This is a genomic window from Parageobacillus toebii NBRC 107807 (assembly GCF_003688615.2).
Classification (GTDB): Bacteria; Bacillota; Bacilli; order Bacillales; family Anoxybacillaceae; genus Parageobacillus_B; species Parageobacillus_B toebii.
In genome coordinates, this window is record NZ_CP049703.1 from 2989969 (window position 1) to 3006481 (window position 16513).

The 16513-nt window shown below is 39.4% G+C and carries 22 protein-coding genes; 6 read left to right on the forward strand and 16 right to left on the reverse strand.

Annotation, left to right across the window (positions count from 1 at the left end):
* Positions 1–15: 15 nt before the first annotated feature.
* From DER53_RS15270 to DER53_RS17490, 12 genes are all read right to left on the reverse strand, one after another.
* Complete coding sequence (locus DER53_RS15270) at positions 16–1014, reverse strand: ABC transporter permease (RefSeq protein ID WP_082805401.1); 999 nt, start codon at positions 1012–1014, stop codon at positions 16–18.
* Between the two features lie 18 nt (positions 1015–1032).
* Positions 1033–2544, reverse strand: coding sequence for a sugar ABC transporter ATP-binding protein (locus tag DER53_RS15275; RefSeq protein ID WP_062752667.1), 1512 nt, complete (start codon positions 2542–2544; stop codon positions 1033–1035).
* Positions 2545–2646: 102 nt separating this feature from the next.
* Positions 2647–3621: a sugar ABC transporter substrate-binding protein gene (locus DER53_RS15280; protein ID WP_062752669.1), complete on the reverse strand. Its 975-nt coding sequence runs from the start codon at positions 3619–3621 to the stop codon at positions 2647–2649.
* 93 nt (positions 3622–3714) lie between these two features.
* A complete protein-coding gene (gene iolX / locus DER53_RS15285; protein WP_062752672.1) occupies positions 3715–4740 on the reverse strand; it encodes a scyllo-inositol 2-dehydrogenase in 1026 nt (341 codons plus the stop codon).
* 93 nt (positions 4741–4833) lie between these two features.
* Positions 4834–6024 (reverse strand): Gfo/Idh/MocA family protein, encoded by a 1191-nt coding sequence (locus DER53_RS15290; protein ID WP_062752674.1) that lies wholly within the window; start codon positions 6022–6024, stop codon positions 4834–4836.
* 18 nt (positions 6025–6042) lie between these two features.
* Positions 6043–7047, reverse strand: a complete 1005-nt coding sequence (locus DER53_RS15295) for a Gfo/Idh/MocA family protein (RefSeq protein ID WP_062752676.1) — start codon at positions 7045–7047, stop codon at positions 6043–6045.
* Positions 7048–7365: 318 nt separating this feature from the next.
* On the reverse strand, positions 7366–8367 hold the full coding sequence (locus DER53_RS15300) for a LacI family DNA-binding transcriptional regulator (protein WP_062752678.1): 1002 nt from the start codon (positions 8365–8367) through the stop codon (positions 7366–7368).
* Positions 8368–8783: 416 nt separating this feature from the next.
* Positions 8784–10454, reverse strand: coding sequence for a glycerol-3-phosphate dehydrogenase/oxidase (locus DER53_RS15305; RefSeq protein WP_062752679.1), 1671 nt, complete (start codon positions 10452–10454; stop codon positions 8784–8786).
* A gap of 191 nt (positions 10455–10645) precedes the next feature.
* Positions 10646–11209 (reverse strand): glycerol-3-phosphate responsive antiterminator, encoded by a 564-nt coding sequence (locus tag DER53_RS15310; RefSeq protein WP_062752681.1) that lies wholly within the window; start codon positions 11207–11209, stop codon positions 10646–10648.
* 15 nt (positions 11210–11224) lie between these two features.
* Positions 11225–11386, reverse strand: a complete 162-nt coding sequence (locus tag DER53_RS15315; protein WP_162839694.1) for a hypothetical protein — start codon at positions 11384–11386, stop codon at positions 11225–11227.
* 16 nt (positions 11387–11402) lie between these two features.
* A complete protein-coding gene (locus DER53_RS17485) occupies positions 11403–11744 on the reverse strand; it encodes a sensor histidine kinase (protein WP_244319614.1) in 342 nt (113 codons plus the stop codon).
* A gap of 35 nt (positions 11745–11779) precedes the next feature.
* Positions 11780–12403 (reverse strand): HAMP domain-containing protein, encoded by a 624-nt coding sequence (locus tag DER53_RS17490; RefSeq protein WP_244319615.1) that lies wholly within the window; start codon positions 12401–12403, stop codon positions 11780–11782.
* Positions 12404–12672: 269 nt separating this feature from the next.
* Here DER53_RS17490 and DER53_RS15330 point away from each other — a divergent pair, with 269 nt between their 5' ends.
* On the forward strand, positions 12673–13140 hold the full coding sequence (locus tag DER53_RS15330; protein ID WP_062678502.1) for an Hsp20/alpha crystallin family protein: 468 nt from the start codon (positions 12673–12675) through the stop codon (positions 13138–13140).
* A gap of 41 nt (positions 13141–13181) precedes the next feature.
* On the opposite strand, the gene DER53_RS15335 is transcribed toward DER53_RS15330, so the two are convergent.
* Positions 13182–13325: a hypothetical protein gene (locus tag DER53_RS15335; RefSeq protein WP_162839695.1), complete on the reverse strand. Its 144-nt coding sequence runs from the start codon at positions 13323–13325 to the stop codon at positions 13182–13184.
* A gap of 127 nt (positions 13326–13452) precedes the next feature.
* Here DER53_RS15335 and DER53_RS15340 point away from each other — a divergent pair, with 127 nt between their 5' ends.
* Positions 13453–13641 carry a hypothetical protein gene (locus tag DER53_RS15340; protein WP_062752683.1) on the forward strand — a complete coding sequence of 63 codons (189 nt, stop codon included), beginning with the start codon at positions 13453–13455 and terminating at the stop codon, positions 13639–13641.
* Entirely contained in the window at positions 13641–13895 is a 255-nt protein-coding gene (locus DER53_RS15345; RefSeq protein ID WP_015864235.1) for a sigma-G-dependent sporulation-specific acid-soluble spore protein CsgA, read from the forward strand. The genes DER53_RS15340 and DER53_RS15345 overlap by 1 nt, the downstream gene beginning before the upstream one ends.
* Positions 13896–13930: 35 nt before the next feature.
* On the opposite strand, the gene DER53_RS15350 is transcribed toward DER53_RS15345, so the two are convergent.
* Positions 13931–14269, reverse strand: coding sequence for a YppG family protein (locus tag DER53_RS15350; protein ID WP_015864236.1), 339 nt, complete (start codon positions 14267–14269; stop codon positions 13931–13933).
* A 171-nt stretch (positions 14270–14440) separates the two neighbouring features.
* On the opposite strand from DER53_RS15350, the gene DER53_RS15355 reads away from it, so the two are divergent.
* The gene (locus DER53_RS15355) at positions 14441–14641 is read left to right on the forward strand and encodes a YppF family protein (protein WP_062752685.1); all 201 of its coding nucleotides are present in this window, start codon (positions 14441–14443) and stop codon (positions 14639–14641) included.
* An 84-nt stretch (positions 14642–14725) separates the two neighbouring features.
* Positions 14726–14896 carry a hypothetical protein gene (locus tag DER53_RS15360; protein ID WP_162839696.1) on the forward strand — a complete coding sequence of 57 codons (171 nt, stop codon included), beginning with the start codon at positions 14726–14728 and terminating at the stop codon, positions 14894–14896.
* A 43-nt stretch (positions 14897–14939) separates the two neighbouring features.
* On the opposite strand, the gene DER53_RS15365 is transcribed toward DER53_RS15360, so the two are convergent.
* Both DER53_RS15365 and DER53_RS15370 read right to left on the reverse strand, forming a co-directional pair.
* The gene (locus DER53_RS15365) at positions 14940–15308 is read right to left on the reverse strand and encodes a YppE family protein (RefSeq protein ID WP_062752686.1); all 369 of its coding nucleotides are present in this window, start codon (positions 15306–15308) and stop codon (positions 14940–14942) included.
* A 62-nt stretch (positions 15309–15370) separates the two neighbouring features.
* A complete protein-coding gene (locus tag DER53_RS15370) occupies positions 15371–15619 on the reverse strand; it encodes a hypothetical protein (RefSeq protein WP_015864240.1) in 249 nt (82 codons plus the stop codon).
* Positions 15620–15878: 259 nt separating this feature from the next.
* On the opposite strand from DER53_RS15370, the gene recU reads away from it, so the two are divergent.
* Complete coding sequence (recU, locus tag DER53_RS15375; RefSeq protein ID WP_081189457.1) at positions 15879–16484, forward strand: Holliday junction resolvase RecU; 606 nt, start codon at positions 15879–15881, stop codon at positions 16482–16484.
* The last annotated feature ends 29 nt before the right edge of the window (positions 16485–16513 follow it).

Below are 16513 nucleotides of genomic sequence, written 5' to 3' on the forward strand. Positions count from 1 at the left end.
TATGCTTTTCCCACCTCATGATTTTCTATTTTTCCGAGAATCAATAAATACAGCAACAGTTATAATGACTCCTTTTAAAATTTGTTGCCAATATGGAGAAACATTTAGCAAATCTAGCCCATTATTCAAGACACCAATAATAAGCGCGCCAATAATTGTGCCACCAATCGTGCCAATTCCTCCAGAAAGACTTGTACCGCCGATAACAGCCGCAGCAATTGCATCTAATTCATACATCATACCTGCTGTTGGCTGGCCAGATGATATACGAGACGTTAAAATAATTCCGGCAAGGCCCGATAGTAAACCAGCATATGCATATACCAAAATCTTATACTTATCTACATTAACACCAGCAATAATAGCTGCTTGTTCGTTACCACCGATAGCATATACGTATTTGCCGAATTTTGTTTTATTTAAGAGAATATATGAAATGAATCCTACAAACCCGAAGATTATAATCGGAACAGGAATACCTGCTAACGTTCCCTGGCCTATAAACTTAAAAGAATCTGACAAATTTCCAATTGGTCGTCCATCGCTAAAGAGTAATGCCGCACCTCTTGCAGCTGTCATCATTCCTAACGTGACGATAAACGGAGCGATTTTTGCTTTGGAAATAATTGTCCCGTTGATCACGCCTGTAAGAAGCCCCACCCCGAGGCCAATAAGAATCGGGACAATGACCGGATACGTATCTGGATGTGCAAAACTGGCCGCTATAACAGATACAAGTGCGATGACAGAACCGGATGACAAGTCAATTCCGGTAGTGATAATAACGATCGTTACACCAATCGCGACAATTCCTACAACAGACATTTGTCTAACAATATTCAATAAGTTCCCGGTCGTAAAAAATGTCGGAGAAAGAACAGACATGAGGATAATTAATGCGATAAGGATAAATAACATCCCATATTTGTGTAAAATACGGGAAACTCTTTCTTTGGAACTAATGGACGGCTTCGACTTTTCTTGTTTATTCACAACAGACACTTGGCTATTCATGTATACTCCCTCCAATCGTTATGATCCAGTAGTAACTAATTCCCCAGTTGCTAACTCCATGATTCGTTCTTGTGTTGCTTCCTCCCTGCTTAATTCACCCGTTTTTCTTCCTTCGTGCATGACGATAATTCGGTCGCTTAAGCCTAATATTTCTGGCAGCTCAGAGGAAACAACCACAATCGCTTTTCCTTTTTTGGCAAGATCGAAAATCAAGTTGTAAATTTCTGATTTCGCCCCGACATCGATTCCCCGTGTCGGCTCATCTAAAAACAAAATATCCGGATCTTGAAGCAGCCATCTGGCAATCAGCGCTTTTTGCTGGTTTCCGCCGCTCAAGTTTTTAATGAGCTGTTGAAGGCTTGGTGTTTTAATCGCTAATTGCTCGGAAAGCCGTTGACAGTCCTCTCGAATTTTCTTTTCATTTAAAAATCCACCTTTTGTATACTGATCGATTGTCACCGTAATCATGTTATCCTGAACGGAAAGCGGCAGGAATAAGCCGGTTAACTTTCGGTCTTCGGTCAATAATCCCATTCCGTATTTAATCGCATCGCGTGTGGAGCGGATATTGACCTTTTCCCCGTTAATGTAAACCTCTCCCGAATCCGGAGGAGTAATTCCGAAGATACTCTCTAACACTTCTGTTCTCCCTGACCCCATCAATCCAGCAAAACCTACAATTTCTCCCTTCCTCACTTCAAAACTAACATTTTCAAATTTGCCTTTTTTCGTTAATCCTTTTACCGATAATGCTACCTCTTTAATTTCTGCAGGTTGTTTATGAAAAATCTGATTTAATTCTCTTCCTACCATCATTTGGATCAGTTCATCTCTCGTAATCTGATTGCTTGGCTTTGTTCCTATATATTTTCCATCTCTTAATACAGTTACTTCATCTGTAATCTGCTCTAATTCATCCATCTTATGGGTAATATAAATGATTGACACTCCTTCTTTTTTTAAAGAGCGGATAATGTTAAATAAATGATGGACTTCCTTTTCTGTAATGGCAGATGTGGGCTCATCCATAATGATAAGCTTGGAGTTGTAAGAAATCGCTTTCGCAATTTCGACCATTTGTGTATTGGCGATGCTGAGGTCTGACATTTTCGCATTTGGGTCGATATCAATTTCGAGCTTTTCAAATAACTTTCTTGTTTTTTCCTCTAGCTCTTTCGTTTTCAACCATCCTGTAAATCTATAACTAGGCTCTCTTCCTAGAAAAATGTTTTCCGCTACTGTCATGTTCGGTATCGGACTAAGCTCTTGATGAATCATAGAAATTCCTTTATCAAGAGCTTGCTTAATGGTAGAAATTTTTAATTTCTCTCCATCAAATATAATTTTTCCTTTATCAGGAGTATAAATTCCTATTAATATTTTCATTAATGTTGATTTTCCAGCTCCATTCTCTCCCATTAGTGCATGGACAGTTCCTTTTTTAACTTTAAGCTGTACACCGTCTAACGCTTTGACTCCTGGGAATTCTTTTGTAATATCAATCATTTCTAATATGTAGTCTTTACTCATACGCTTCCCCTCATTTTCACTAAGATTATCTCTTTTTTGGGAAGGGCATTGACAAGATGCAATACCCCTCCTTTTGAGATTGACTATGATGAACGGAAGACATTATTGCCACTTTTTGATATACTCTTCTACATTATCTTTCGTTACCAACTCATAAGGAATCCAATTGAACTTTTCCACTTTTTCTCCTTTTGCCGCTTTAATCGCAACTTCTAGTCCACCTTGACCTTGTCCTTTCGCATTTTGGAACACAGTCACTTTTAATTTTCCTTCTTTCACGTACTCCAACGCATCCGGCGTTGCATCAATTCCTGCTACAACGACATCCTTTAATTTTCCTGCGTCTTCCAATGCCATGATCGCACCAATAGCCATTTCATCGTTGTTAGCGACAACCGCATCAATTTTCTTGCCAGACTGAAGCCAGTTTTCCATTAACGACATTCCTTTTGCTCTGTCCCATTCTGCCGTTCCTTCCAATACCACCTTCATGTCCGGATATTTTTTAAGCACTTGCTTATTTCCTTCTGTTCTCTTAATTTGTGCCTCATGTCCCATTTGCCCATTGATAATGGCAACGTTTCCTTTTCCACCTAGAATCTTTGCTACTTCTTCCATTTGCATGATTCCAGCCTTAATCGATTCTGAACCAACATAAGCGGTCGCTTTATCCACACCGTCAAAAATTCGGTTAACGACTACGATCGGAATGTTGGCTTGATTCGCTTTATCGACCATTTCTGGTGCAGAAACCGTGTCTACCGGTATTAATACAATCGCATCGACTTTTTGTTGAATGAAATTTTCGACCTGAGATAACTGTTTACTAGCATCATTCATTGCATCGACATAGATCACTTCGACATCTTTTTGTGTTTTTTCATATTCTTTCATTCCATCTTGCAAATAGCTGAGCCATTTGTCATCAAAGTCCGGCAAAGCTGCTCCAATCACGATTTTTCCTGACTTATCTCCTGATGTTTGAGCAGCTTCCTGTTTTCCGCCACATCCGACTAACAGGATGAAGCTAAGCAGTAATAAAAACATGAACGAAGTCCACTTTTTCTGAATCTTCATTATCCTTTCCCCCTTGTTTTTATATAGTTAAAATAGTGGACCAGATTACAACAGCATCGTTACCTTCCCCAAAGCACAAGTAATAGATTTGATTTAATAACTTTTTTCTAGACACTCTCCTTTTATATGAACCGTTTTGCCGCTATCGAATGATTCTGTCGCTGCAATGGCGATTTTTAAATTCACTTTCCCATCAATTTCTGTTACTTTTGGAGTCTGCTTATTTCGAACACATTCAATAAAATGCATGAGTTCTAAACGATAAGCATCACTAAATCTCGTTTGAAAGTCCGGAATGATCTCATATGTGCTCCCTTTTGAATTTAATAACGTTACATTTTGATTTCGAAGAGTCCCGATAAAAAGCGATCCTTCCGTACCGATAATTTCCGTGCGAATGTCATGACCATAAGGCGAGTTGCGGCTTGCCTCAATATCACCGGCTGCACCAGAATCAAAGTGTACATACGTAATCGCTTGATCCACATCCCTAAACTCTTCCATAAACGGGTGTAACAACACCCTTCCATGTGCAGAAACGGAAGTGATTTCAGCACCCATTAAGTATCTTGCAATATCATAGTCATGGATAGAAACATCTAAAAATACCCGACCGCTATGCTTAATAAACTCAGCAGGAGGCGAACCGGCGTCGCGAGTAATTCCTTTAAAATAGATCGGCTTTCCAATATCCCCCGCTTCAATTCTCCGCTTTGCCTCGGCATAGGCAGGGTCAAATCTTCTCATAAATCCAACTTGACAAATGACGTTATACTGTTTAATAGTTTGAATGATTTCATCCGCTTCTTCTAAACTTTGAGTAAGTGGTTTTTCTACAAAGATAGCTTTTCCGTTTTTCGCAGCTCGTTTAATCATATCAGCATGGGTGCTTGTTGGAGTAACAATAATAACTGCATCAATGCGCGGATCTTCAAATACTTCATCTGGATTTTTAGTCCAATGTTCAATGTCAAATTCTTTAGCAAACTGCTCGGCACGACCTTCCATCGGATCTACAACGCTAACTAATTGAGCACCGCCAATTTGATGAGTAGCTAAATTTTTCGCATGGTGATGACCTAACCGACCTAAACCAAGCACAGCGCAACGAATTGTCATAAAACACAACACACCCTTCAAATAAATGTAATCGTTTTCTTGTGCTAGTACAAAAGATTCTCATTTGTCCACTGTTAGCAATGGTTTCTAACGTTAATTTACTTGTAACTGTGTTGATTGTAATAATTCAGATACTTTGACCCATTTTCCCGTTTGTACAGAACGTTCGACAGCCTCCAATACCGCTTGATTGCGAACTCCATCCTCGAAATTAGGAACAGGGCTGTATCCATTTGCAATTCCATTCATCATTTCAACTAATAGATTGATAAATGTATGTTCATAGCCAATAATGTGACCAGCCGGCCAATAAGCTGATGCATACGGATGTTCTACTTCTGTGCAGTTAATCGTCCGAAATCCTTGTAAACCACGTTCATCATCTTCTAAATAGACTTGCAAGTTGTTCATATTTTCCATATCCCAACGAATCGAGCCTCTTTCTCCATTAATTTCGAATCGATTTCCAGCCCGATTTCCTCTACTAAAACGAGTCGCTTCGAATACACCTAGCGCTCCATTTTCAAAACGCGCTAAAAACGCAGTGGCGTCATCCACATCAACTTCTCCCCATTTATCGCTTTCTACACGTCCTTTCAGATGAATATCCATATCACCTAATGGTCGCTTTTTAATAAAAGTTTCCATCATTCCTACTACTTCACTAAATTCTCCAACTAGGAAACGCGCTAAATCAATAATATGTGCTCCAATGTCCCCGAGTGTACCTGAACCAGATATCTGTTTCTTAAGCCTCCATATTAATGGAAAATCAGGGTCCATAAGCCAATCTTGCAGAAATGTAGCACGAATATGATAAATTTTCCCTAACCTGCCTTGTGCAATAAGTTGTTTAGCAAACTGTACAGCCGGGGCAAACCGATAATTGTGACAAATCATATGGACAACACCAGCTTTTTTCACCGCATCAAGCATCTCTAACGATTGTTCTAGCGTTAATGCTAGCGGCTTCTCACAAATAATATGTTTTCCTGCTTTCGCTGCAGCGATCGCAATCTCGGCGTGCGTATTATTTGGTGTAACGATGTCAATAACATCAATATCATCACGCTCAATGAGACGACGCCAATCCGTTTCATACGATGCCCATCCCATCTTTTCAGCTGCTTGTTTTACTCCTTGTTCATCCCTTCCGGCAATGGCTTGTAAAACCGGAACAACCTCGGTGTCAAAGAAAAATGGAATATCGCGAAAAGCATGACTATGGGCTTTCCCCATAAATTTATATCCAACCATTCCAATGCGAACTTGTTTTTTGCTCATATCATCACCTACTCTTTTTTATTGCGATGGAGTCGTTTGGCGAAAATCGATCATTTTCCCGGTTTTTGCGCTTTCATATATTGCTTCTAATAGTTGAATGGAACGGAATCCATCTTCAGCTGTGACAGGAGGTTTAGTTCCTTTAATAATTGCGTCGATGAATAAACGATCTTCTTCTGCATAACCCCATTTTTCTTCCATAGACAACTGATGAAAATCAATAATTTGGCTCGGTTGTTGTAGTCCAGGTGCATACATAACTTTTTCTAATTCTTGTGTTGCAACTGTACAATATTTTCCATAAACCTCCAAACTTTCAAATGGGAAACTCCATCCAGCATGAGCATAAGTAACAAAATTAACAATAGTACCTGATTCAAAGGTCATCATAATCGCAAATGTATCTAACTCCGCTTTAGAAATATTTTGTCTAGCTTCACAATAAACTGTTTGTACTTCTCCGAATAAGTAGCGACACATATCCATCAGATGGAAAGGGGTTTCATAAAGGAATCCACCTGTCACCTTCGGATCGGCTGTCCAAGCAGGGTTTAATAGTTCACCGCGATTCATTTTTATATTCGCCAAATAAGGAGTTACTTCTCCAGAAGCAATGAGCTCTTTTACTTTTTTATAAACAGAAGCGTACCGACGATTCATTCCCAAATTGTATATTGCTTTTGATGTTTCAGCGGCTTTTTTTATTTGTTCTGCTTCTTCCAAAGAAGTAGCCATTGGCTTTTCTGAAAATACATGAACGTTTTGTTGTAGACATTTCAATACAGGTTCAACATGTAACGTATTTGGGGTTGTAACGTATACAGCATCAACACCAAGTTCAAACAAATCATCTAGGCTACTAACCGCCTTGGCACTTCCCGTTTCTTTTGCCAAGGCTGCCGCTCGTTCTTCTACAATGTCTGCCACTCCAACAATCTGCACTCGTTCGTCTCTTTTAAGAATTGATGTATGTACCTTTGCAATTCCTCCTGCACCCAAGATCCCTATTCTTACTTGTGACATAATTCCTTTTTTCTCCTTTCGCATAGAATTAGCCATGAATTATGCAGTTCATACTACTCTGTTATTGGCAAGCGCTTTCTTTTTTGATATTTTTTTATCTTCCACTATAAAATGTTAAGTTTTTTTGATTATAACAACCTTTTTTGAGCAAGCGCTTTCTCATCTACTTTCATTTTATCTTCAATAATTCATTTTATCAACTATTTTTTCTGAATATACGAATTTTTTTTATAAAATAAATATTTTTTGTTATCAAAAATAAAAAAGAGGAATGATTTAATTTATAAATCAAGTTCCTCTTTTTCGGAAATAATAAACTTATAGTGATTTTGTAGATTGTCTTATGATTAATTCAGGCGGCAAAATAATTCGTTGCTTCGTACTATTCTTTCCTTCTATCTCATCAATTAGCAAATCAACCACTTGCCGACCCATTTCATCAATCGGCTGTGCTACTGTCGTTAATGGTGGATCTACAATGGTGGACAATATGGTATTATCAAATCCTACGATAGATAAATCATTTGGAATGTTAAGTCCTAATTCCTTTGCAGCTTGATACACACCGATAGCTAAAGAATCAAAACATGCAAAAACAGCAGTTGGTTTTGGAGAAGACTGAAGCAACTCTAATGCCGCCCTTTTTCCGTCTGTTAATGAATAGTCTGTATATACGATCCATTTTTCTTCATACCTCAGCCCATTCTCTTCCATCACCTGGCGATAAGCTTGAAGACGATATTTATCGCTTGTTCTGCTTAAATTTCCTAACATAATTGCAATCTTTTCATGACCTAAAGACACTAAATGTGATACAGCTTGGTATCCACCCAAGAAATCATCGACCCTAACCACATTAATAGCTAATTCGGGAATATCTTGAGCAATAAGCGCCAACGGGAAATTTTCCTGCAATAATTGATTTAAAACTGTGTAGTTTTTTGTTGTCGTTCCAATAATAATTCCGTCCACACTTTTTTGTTGTAGGAGAGAAAGATACATTTCTTCTGTATCTGGATTATTATCTGTATTACACATTAACACATTAAACCCCAGCTCTCTTCCCCGATCTTCTACTTTTCTAGCAATTTCAGAAAAAAAAGGATTAGCTACATCAGGAATAATAAGTCCAATCGTACGTGTTCGTTTCCCAGTTAATGCGGACGCCACTATACTAGGTTGATAATGCAATTCTTTCATCACTTCTAATACTTTTTTTCTTGTCTTTTCGCTAATACGACCCGTGTTATTGATAACTCTAGACACAGTTGATATAGATACACCAGCTTGTTTCGCTACATCATAAATCGTTACTTTCATATTTCACCATTCTTTCGCAGTCAGTATTTGAAAAAAAGTGAGTTCAAACGGTGAATTAGAGCAAGCGCTTGCTCTATTTTATCTAAAGTGTAATTCTTTTTCCACTTTTTTTCAATCACTTTTTTATTATTTTACAATCTTCACATCAAGAAAGAAATCATCTTACATAAGATATAGGAAACAGGGAGCAGGCAAAAGCGAGTGAATTTGAGTATATCGAGTGTTTTTATAACTACAAGCAAGTTAATTCCAATAATGGATATTCATCGCTAATGATGTATGAAAAGATGCGCAAACCATTTACTTCCTTGTAAGAGAGGTAGAAAAGTCTCTATTTTATTGACATAATATCAACTCAGAACGTTCTCCTATGAAGACATCCTTGTCGGGCGTACATAAAAAAACGGTGTCAAAAGTTAGACACCGTCTTTTTCTGCTGCTGTTGTCGCCTCCCGCAACGCTTTTTCCAGTTCTTCTGCATAGGCAGCCGTCTGTTCTTCCGTCCATTGCAAATAGTTGGCCATAAAGGCAGTGACGCGGTCTTTCCAGCGGCGAACAGAAGCGATATCAAACAATAGCGCGCCAGTACGACGGATGAAATAATCAATCGGTTTTGCGGTCATTTCATAGTCAATGGCATATACAAGGCGAACAAACTGCTCGCGGGAAAGGCCGCATGAATCATCGTATTGTTCACTTAGTTCAAATAATTGATCGACGTTGGTGCCATATATTTTCGCTAATCGTTCCCCTTCTTCTTTCGTAAAACCATAGCGCACCGCTTCTTCGGCTTTTTTCGCGATAAAGGCTGGCAATTGCTGTGAGCCGCCAACATCTCCGCCGGAAATCGGTAAATGTTTTGTTTGGCATGGACGGAATGTTCGTCCTTCTTCTTTTTCCAACAGTTTCGCAACTAAATCGACGACCGTTTCTGCCATTTTCCGATAACCGGTTAGTTTTCCGCCAGCAATCGTAATCAGCCCTGTTGGAGATTGCCAAATTTCGTCCTTGCGTGAAATTTCCGATGGGTCTTTTCCTTCTTCATATATAAGCGGCCGAACACCCGCCCAGCTTGATTCAATATCATCCGCGGTAATGTTTACGGATGGGAACATATAGCGAATCGCACGCAGTAAATAATCGCGGTCTTCTTTTGTCATTGTCGGGTTGGCAATATCTCCGTTGTAAAACGTATCGGTCGTGCCGACATACGTTTTTCCATCGCGTGGAATCGCGAATACCATGCGGCCGTCCGGCGTATCAAAATAAATCGCTTGTTTCAACGGAAATCGTTTTTGATCGATGACAATATGAACTCCTTTTGTCAGCTGCAGCATTTTCCCCGTTTTTGAATGGTCTTTTTCCCGCAGCGTATCTACCCATGGCCCGGCAGCGTTGATCACTTTTTTCGCGCGTATTTCGTAAGTGCGGCCGCTTAGCTGATCGCGGCATCGCGCACCGATCACCTTGCCGCTTTCATTGTAAAGAAATTCTTCCACCTTCGTATAGTTTACGGCATGAGCGCCGAATTCCGCCGCTTTTTTCATGACTTCTATCGTCAAACGGGCATCATCCGTACGATATTCGACGTAATAGCCGCCTCCTAGAAGACCTTCCTGTTTAATCAACGGCTCTTTTTGCAATGTTTGTTGGGCATTTAACATGATTCGTCGTTCGCTTTTTTTCACCCCGGCTAAATGATCATATACCCATAAGCCGATAGATGTGCTCCATTTGCCAAACGTTCCCCCTTTATGAATCGGCAAAAGCATCCATTCTGGCGTAGTGACATGCGGACCGTTTTCATAAACGATCGCCCGCTCTTTTCCCACTTCGGCCACCATTTTTACTTCGAATTGTTTCAAATAACGAAGTCCGCCGTGTACGAGCTTGGTCGAACGGCTGGAAGTACCTGCCGCGAAATCTTGCATTTCCACAAGCGCCGTTTTCATGCCGCGCGTGACTGCGTCTAACGCAATACCACAGCCGGTAATACCTCCTCCTATCACTAATACATCGTAATATTCTTTGCTCATTTCTTCCAAACGTTGACGACGTTGTTTGCTTGAAAACAATGCCGCTGTCATGAAAAAACTCCTCCTTTATTGTTAAAAGACAAAAAGAGACCATTGCAAACACGATAAGCTTCCGCTTACCATGCATGCATGGTCTCTCCTAATCTCCTGACTTATTATTAACTTACTTTTATTATAGCAAAAAACAGCTTGTTTGGCTAGTGAAATATGGTATCTTTTTGAAATGACTGTTTTCCTGTTTCTTACAAAAAACACTCATAGTGTTTCCATAAATCTTTATTCGAAGTGGTTACGGAAACCGCCCCTGCTTCTAACGCGCGCTCAACGTCGTCCACGGTACGAATAAGGCCGCCGGCATAAATCGGTTTGCCTGTTCGTTCCTTTACTTCCCGAATAATATGAGGCATTGCCCCAGGGATCACCTCAATGCAATCAGGTTCTGTTTTTTCAATCAATTGATAGCTTTTTTCAAGCGCATGTGAATCGAGCAAGAAAATGCGCTGAATGGCAAGCACCTTTTTTTGTCTTGCCTTGGTGATGACATTTCCCCTCGTAGAAATAAGCCCGTACGGATGAAATTCTTGGCATAAATATTCCGCCGCATGCTCATCGTGGCTCAACCCTTGAATTAAATCCGTATGAATGATCAGTTTTTTTCCATGCTGCCGCGCGTAATGAAACACGCTTTTCAGTTGAGAAATATGCACTTCTAATAACACTCCATAAATATAGCGGCTATTTAAAAATTTCTCAAAATCTTTCATCGTTTTCATCGCAGGGATGATCTTCTGACAACGAATATCCATCGTTTTCCACCTTTTTCATGCTCTATTTTTTTCCGCCTCGATTTCTTCCATGCAAGATAATGACATCATTGTCCGCGGTTTGCAAGTCGCAATTTTTACTCCTCGTTTGCGAAATTTTTCTACGACGTGCTGGATATTTTTTTTCTGCATCATCGTACTTTCGTGAAGATGTTCCATTTGATCTCACCTTTCTTTACTTTCCTCTAGGAATCGATAACTCAACGGTTGTTCCTTTGCTGACCTCACTGTCAATCGTAATTTGCCCATCGTATTTATCGATCATTTCTTTTGTGATGGCTAATCCAAGACCAACGCCGCCCTTTTCGCGGCTTCTCGCTTTATCCACACGGTAGAACCGCAAAAATACTTTTTCTAATTGATCCCGTGGTATTCCGATCCCGTAGTCTCTTACCGCAACCGTAACAAACCGCTCTTCTTCTTTGATCGAAATGGTCACTTGTTTTGCTGGTTGCGAATATTTTACCGCATTATCTAATACAATTAACAACAATTGTTCAAAATGATATTTCGTCATCCGAATTCGCGCCGCTTTACTCGATAAATCATTGATCACAAATTGAAAAATTGTTTTTGTTGATCAAACAATCGCTCGATCTCGTCCATCATCTTATTAAACATCATCATTAGTTCCGACATTTCATCATTAGAAGCTGGAACGTCGATGCGCTTTTTCATCCCTTTATTTTTAATATCCATCATTGTTTTTGTTAACGTTTTTAGACGTCCAACAAAATTTTGGGCAACAAGCCTGCCGATGAAAGCGCTCATAATCATTGCCACAACCCCAATGACAGTCATGATGAAAAACAGCATATTCATCATTTGTTGAAATTTCACAAGACGGCGTGCAATTTCAATCGTTCCATTCAAGGTCGAAGTATGTAAAGGCTCCCGTAAAATAATGAAACGTTCATCGTTTACAAAATGATAATCCATTTGCAACTCTTTTGGAGCACCGCTTGGCGATAAGGAAATGGAAGCGCCGTTAGAAACAGAGACAACAACGTTTCCTTTACGATCAAGCACCCGAATCAATTGGTATTTTTCGTTTAATTCTTCGAGCAGCTGTTTGCTTTGACGAATATCCTTCCATGATAGATTACGTTTTTCCGCATAATAAGTTTCAATTTCTTCAACCGTTTTTTTCATCGCTTTTTCTTCTTCGTTTAACAACCATTGCTTCACCACATGATATTACAAAAACGTGAAAACAAAATAAGTAATAAAAATGGCGATTGCAGAAAGAAAAGTAAGCTTCCATTTTAATGAGACGTTTTCCGATCGAAAAAGTTTCATGACCGCATCACATATCCAGCGCCTCGTACTGTTTGGATATAACGTTCTTTGTCGGTTTCATCAAGTAAAAATAAGAGTGACTTTTTTCCATTACTGCACATACATTTAAACTAAGGAATGCCATGCGAAAGGAGGGCTATGGGGGAATGAGCGATCATTTTCAGCCGCCGATGAAAAAAGAGGGAAATAGTAACCCGCTCCAACATTTATGGGAAATGGTCGACCAATTTTTTGATGAACGACCGTTAAAAAAAATGATGGAAACGCTCGATGAATACTTCCAGAAAACGCTTTCCCACACCTATATTCCAATTGATGTTCGCGAAACGAAAGATGAATATACGATTATCGCTCATCTTCCTAATGTAAAACGAAACCAAATTCAGTTGGAATTTATCGATAATCATTTACAGCTTATCATCCAAAATAATGAAATGATCGAATCAATAGACGAACAAAGTCATTTTTATCAACGACGACGAATGCATCAACATATTGCTCGCGTAATCCCATTGCCTTACGCAGTAAGTGAAAAAGAAGTAAAGGCGTCATGGAAAAACGGCAAACTGATCATCCGGCTGCCGCAAAAGCGAAAATATATCGATATCGAATAAGAAAAAGGGCATGTCCAAAACATGGGCAGCCCTTTCTTATATTATGAATTTTTATGTGATTTACTTCCGTATTTATTATTGATTTCAGGAGTCGGGTCTTTTTGAATATCCCATTCTTTCGCGATTTTTTCACGATTGTTTGGATATTTGTTTTTTCGTTCGCGATTGTCATTGCGATTTGTCACATCCAGTCACCTCCATAAAAACGGATCTGTCTTCGTTAGTTTATGCTGTTTTCTATTTTATTAACCGCTATGCATCATACATACTTTTGTCACGGTTAACTCACTCTACTTATAGGAGGTGCGGATGATGAAAAAGTCATTGCCTGATTTTGATCGATTAACCGACCGGCTCATTAATGAACCATCTGATGAACCGATGGTAGTCATAAAAACGAATCTGGATCCGAAGCAAGTTACCGAAGAAAACCCGTACACACATGGAAAACAAACCGTCAGCAAAACATTTGAAACGTTTTTTAAAGGGGAGGAAACGTAATGGAAAAGACGCTTGCTTATTTGCGGGAAATTTTATCGAACTATACAGAATACCATGATGACACCCCACGCCGCATTTATAAAAAACTGCTCAGCAAACCATACAAAAGTGAAGGCGAATTCGTCCGCGACCTGTCGCAAAAAGAAGCCGCTTTTTTAGACCGCATTTTGCCTCATGAAATTCGCTACGCGATGGATGAGCGCGATTTTGAGCGAGTATATCAATTAAATGAAGTGTATGAGCTGCTCATTTAAAAAGCAAACTCCTCCACGAACGTCCGCGGAGGAGTTTACTTTTTAAATGTGTTAATTAATCCTTTAAGCACCCCGTTTACTTGATTAACGGTATTAATCATTTGCCCCATGGTGTTCATCATTTTATTAATATCATATGTGCCATCGGATTTTTTAAACTGTGCCATTAACGACTGAATACCAGGTGATGGCGGTGTTAACAAAGGACCAGGTTTTGGGTATGGCGCAGGGTACGGAGACACAGCGGTATGTTGTTGATGCCCGATCGGCAAATAGCTAGGAAACGGCGGGGCATATGGATATGGATGCCACGCATGGTGATATGGCGCATAAGGAGAAAATGGCGTGGATAAAGGACGTGGATATCGATACATACATCTACTCCCCCCAATTTCTAGGCTGACATAGTATATGTGCAAAAACAGATGAACGTGAGGATGGACATGTCATGAATTGTCGGAAGTTTTAATTTTCCGAATTTAAAAAAATCCCATCTTCTTATGGTACTATTATTTATATATAAAAGGGGGAAGGGGGAAAGCAGGATGAACATGGCGGAATTAAAAAACAAATTTATCGCAGTAAAAGACTATGAACCGACTGATATGAATGAGTTGCTTTGTTTTGCGCGCCAAATGTATTTGCGCGGAGAGATCACGATTGCACAGTACCGCGATCTTGTTCGTGAATTGGAACTTGCTGGTGCTTATAAACCAGATAATAAAAACGAATATATCGGCTTATAAATCCTGAGAGGGTTGCTTTTCCCTTTCTTTTTTTGTATACTTCTCTTTTTTTTTTGCCAAAGTAATAACAAGGGGGTGTTTGCAATGGGTAGAGGCGTCCATTTTCAACATAAGCTAAAAGGCCATGACCATGAGAAACCGAAGCATGGAAACAATGTTTCGCCAAAAGCGACAGAGCGCGTCGAATATGAAATTGGAACCGTCGCAACAGAAAACAGCGGTCCTGTTTCTGTAAAGGTGAAAAAAGATTTATAATAAAAAAGCTGTCTTCTTTTACATCGAAGACAGCTTCCGTCTATCATTGCTGAACGCTCTCTTCTAAGCATTCTTCGATAAGCAACAACGTATATTCAATCGATCGGCAAAATTGCTTGATGCGCCGATGTGGGACCGATGGATAAAATGCTTCCACACATATTTTTTCGATATTTTCTCCTGCCGTTTCAATTTGTACTTCGTAAATATGCTTTGGTCGTACTTTTTTCACCCATAAAAGCGCCATTTGTTTCCATTCGTCTACTACTTGTTTTACTTGATCAGCAAATGGCTTTACCTCTTCAAAAAAATCCGGTTCCTTTTGTTGCTCTTGTGCTTGCTGAGAAATGTATAGCAATTGCTTATTGTAGTCCAATAACTTTTCTGTCAACACTTTTAACTGCTTTTCCATGGCGATTTCCCTCCAAGCGTCCTTTTTTACTATACCATACCATTTGCGCTGAAGGGAAAAACTTAAACAAAGTAAAGCTTTGAAGCAAATGGAAGTGATGGATCCTCTCCTTCCGCAAAATCATCTAATTGCTCTTCGACATTCGCCAATTGTTGCTCTAATCGCTCAAACTGTGTTTGGTTTTGTTCATAACGCTCCTCAATGATATCTTCGATCACTTTTTCCATTTTGGCGTCTACTTGCTGTATTAATTGGAAAATTTCATATAGTTGTTTTTCCACTTCCTCTTTTTTGGCCCACCGCTGATCCACTGTTATCTCCTCCCATCTTCATGATGATAATCAATTCGCGATAAAACCTTGACTCCCTTCCTATATGACAAAACTAGAACTATTTCGGCAAAGAAAGTGTCCGCAATCATTACTTCGAACAATTTCGACATATGTAAAATACGGTCAAGAAAAAAAATTGTCTGCGTAATCATGTATGTGAAAGGATGAATTGAGACGCTTATTGCACCCGTTTCTCGATTTCCTATGGTATAATAGAAAACATTCAAAGGAGATGAAGATTATGTTTAAATATCCTGGAGGCAAAACGTATGAAACAAAACAAATAAACAAGCCGATTCATCCATTTCAGACAAACTACGGAAATCGGGGAATGACGCTAGAAGAAGATTTGAATGCAACAAACGAATATTACCGCGAACACGGGATTGCCGTCATTTATAAAAAACCGACGCCGGTGCAAATCGTTCGTGTCGACTACCCAAAACGAAGTGCCGCAGTCATTAAAGAAGCATATTTTAAACAAGCATCCACCACTGACTACAACGGTGTATATCGTGGGAAATACATTGATTTTGAAGCAAAAGAAACGAAAAATAAAACATCGTTTCCATTAAAAAATTTCCATGAACACCAAATTCATCATATGCAACAAGTATTGCGGCACGGGGGAATTTGTTTTGTCATTTTGCGTTTTACTACACTGAATGAAGTTTATCTTCTTGATGCGAACCATTTGATTATGTTTTGGGAACAACAACGATCAGGAGGAAGAAAATCCATCCCGAAACGAGAAATCGAACGGTACGGCCATTACATTGCACTTGGCTACCAACCGAGAATTGATTATATTAGTGTAGTAGAAAAAGTCTACTTTTCTCATTAACAGATGTAAATTTCATAAGAAAGGCAGGA

Bases quoted from the DNA above. Each gene is read 5' to 3' on its own strand.
- DER53_RS15270 (WP_082805401.1), bottom strand. From the start codon at position 1,014: ATGAATAGCCAAGTGTCTGTTGTGAATAAACAAGAAAAGTCGAAGCCG.
- DER53_RS15275 (WP_062752667.1), bottom strand. From the start codon at position 2,544: ATGAGTAAAGACTACATATTAGAAATGATTGATATTACAAAAGAATTC.
- DER53_RS15280 (WP_062752669.1), bottom strand. From the start codon at position 3,621: ATGAAGATTCAGAAAAAGTGGACTTCGTTCATGTTTTTATTACTGCTT.
- iolX (WP_062752672.1), bottom strand. From the start codon at position 4,740: ATGACAATTCGTTGCGCTGTGCTTGGTTTAGGTCGGTTAGGTCATCAC.
- DER53_RS15290 (WP_062752674.1), bottom strand. From the start codon at position 6,024: ATGAGCAAAAAACAAGTTCGCATTGGAATGGTTGGATATAAATTTATG.
- DER53_RS15295 (WP_062752676.1), bottom strand. From the start codon at position 7,047: ATGTCACAAGTAAGAATAGGGATCTTGGGTGCAGGAGGAATTGCAAAG.
- DER53_RS15300 (WP_062752678.1), bottom strand. From the start codon at position 8,367: ATGAAAGTAACGATTTATGATGTAGCGAAACAAGCTGGTGTATCTATA.
- DER53_RS15305 (WP_062752679.1), bottom strand. From the start codon at position 10,454: ATGACAGCGGCATTGTTTTCAAGCAAACAACGTCGTCAACGTTTGGAA.
- DER53_RS15310 (WP_062752681.1), bottom strand. From the start codon at position 11,209: ATGGATATTCGTTGTCAGAAGATCATCCCTGCGATGAAAACGATGAAA.
- DER53_RS15315 (WP_162839694.1), bottom strand. From the start codon at position 11,386: ATGGAACATCTTCACGAAAGTACGATGATGCAGAAAAAAAATATCCAG.
- DER53_RS17485 (WP_244319614.1), bottom strand. From the start codon at position 11,744: ATGACGAAATATCATTTTGAACAATTGTTGTTAATTGTATTAGATAAT.
- DER53_RS15330 (WP_062678502.1), top strand. From the start codon at position 12,673: ATGAGCGATCATTTTCAGCCGCCGATGAAAAAAGAGGGAAATAGTAAC.
- DER53_RS15340 (WP_062752683.1), top strand. From the start codon at position 13,453: ATGAAAAAGTCATTGCCTGATTTTGATCGATTAACCGACCGGCTCATT.
- DER53_RS15345 (WP_015864235.1), top strand. From the start codon at position 13,641: ATGGAAAAGACGCTTGCTTATTTGCGGGAAATTTTATCGAACTATACA.
- DER53_RS15350 (WP_015864236.1), bottom strand. From the start codon at position 14,269: ATGTATCGATATCCACGTCCTTTATCCACGCCATTTTCTCCTTATGCG.
- DER53_RS15355 (WP_062752685.1), top strand. From the start codon at position 14,441: ATGAACATGGCGGAATTAAAAAACAAATTTATCGCAGTAAAAGACTAT.
- DER53_RS15360 (WP_162839696.1), top strand. From the start codon at position 14,726: ATGGGTAGAGGCGTCCATTTTCAACATAAGCTAAAAGGCCATGACCAT.
- DER53_RS15365 (WP_062752686.1), bottom strand. From the start codon at position 15,308: ATGGAAAAGCAGTTAAAAGTGTTGACAGAAAAGTTATTGGACTACAAT.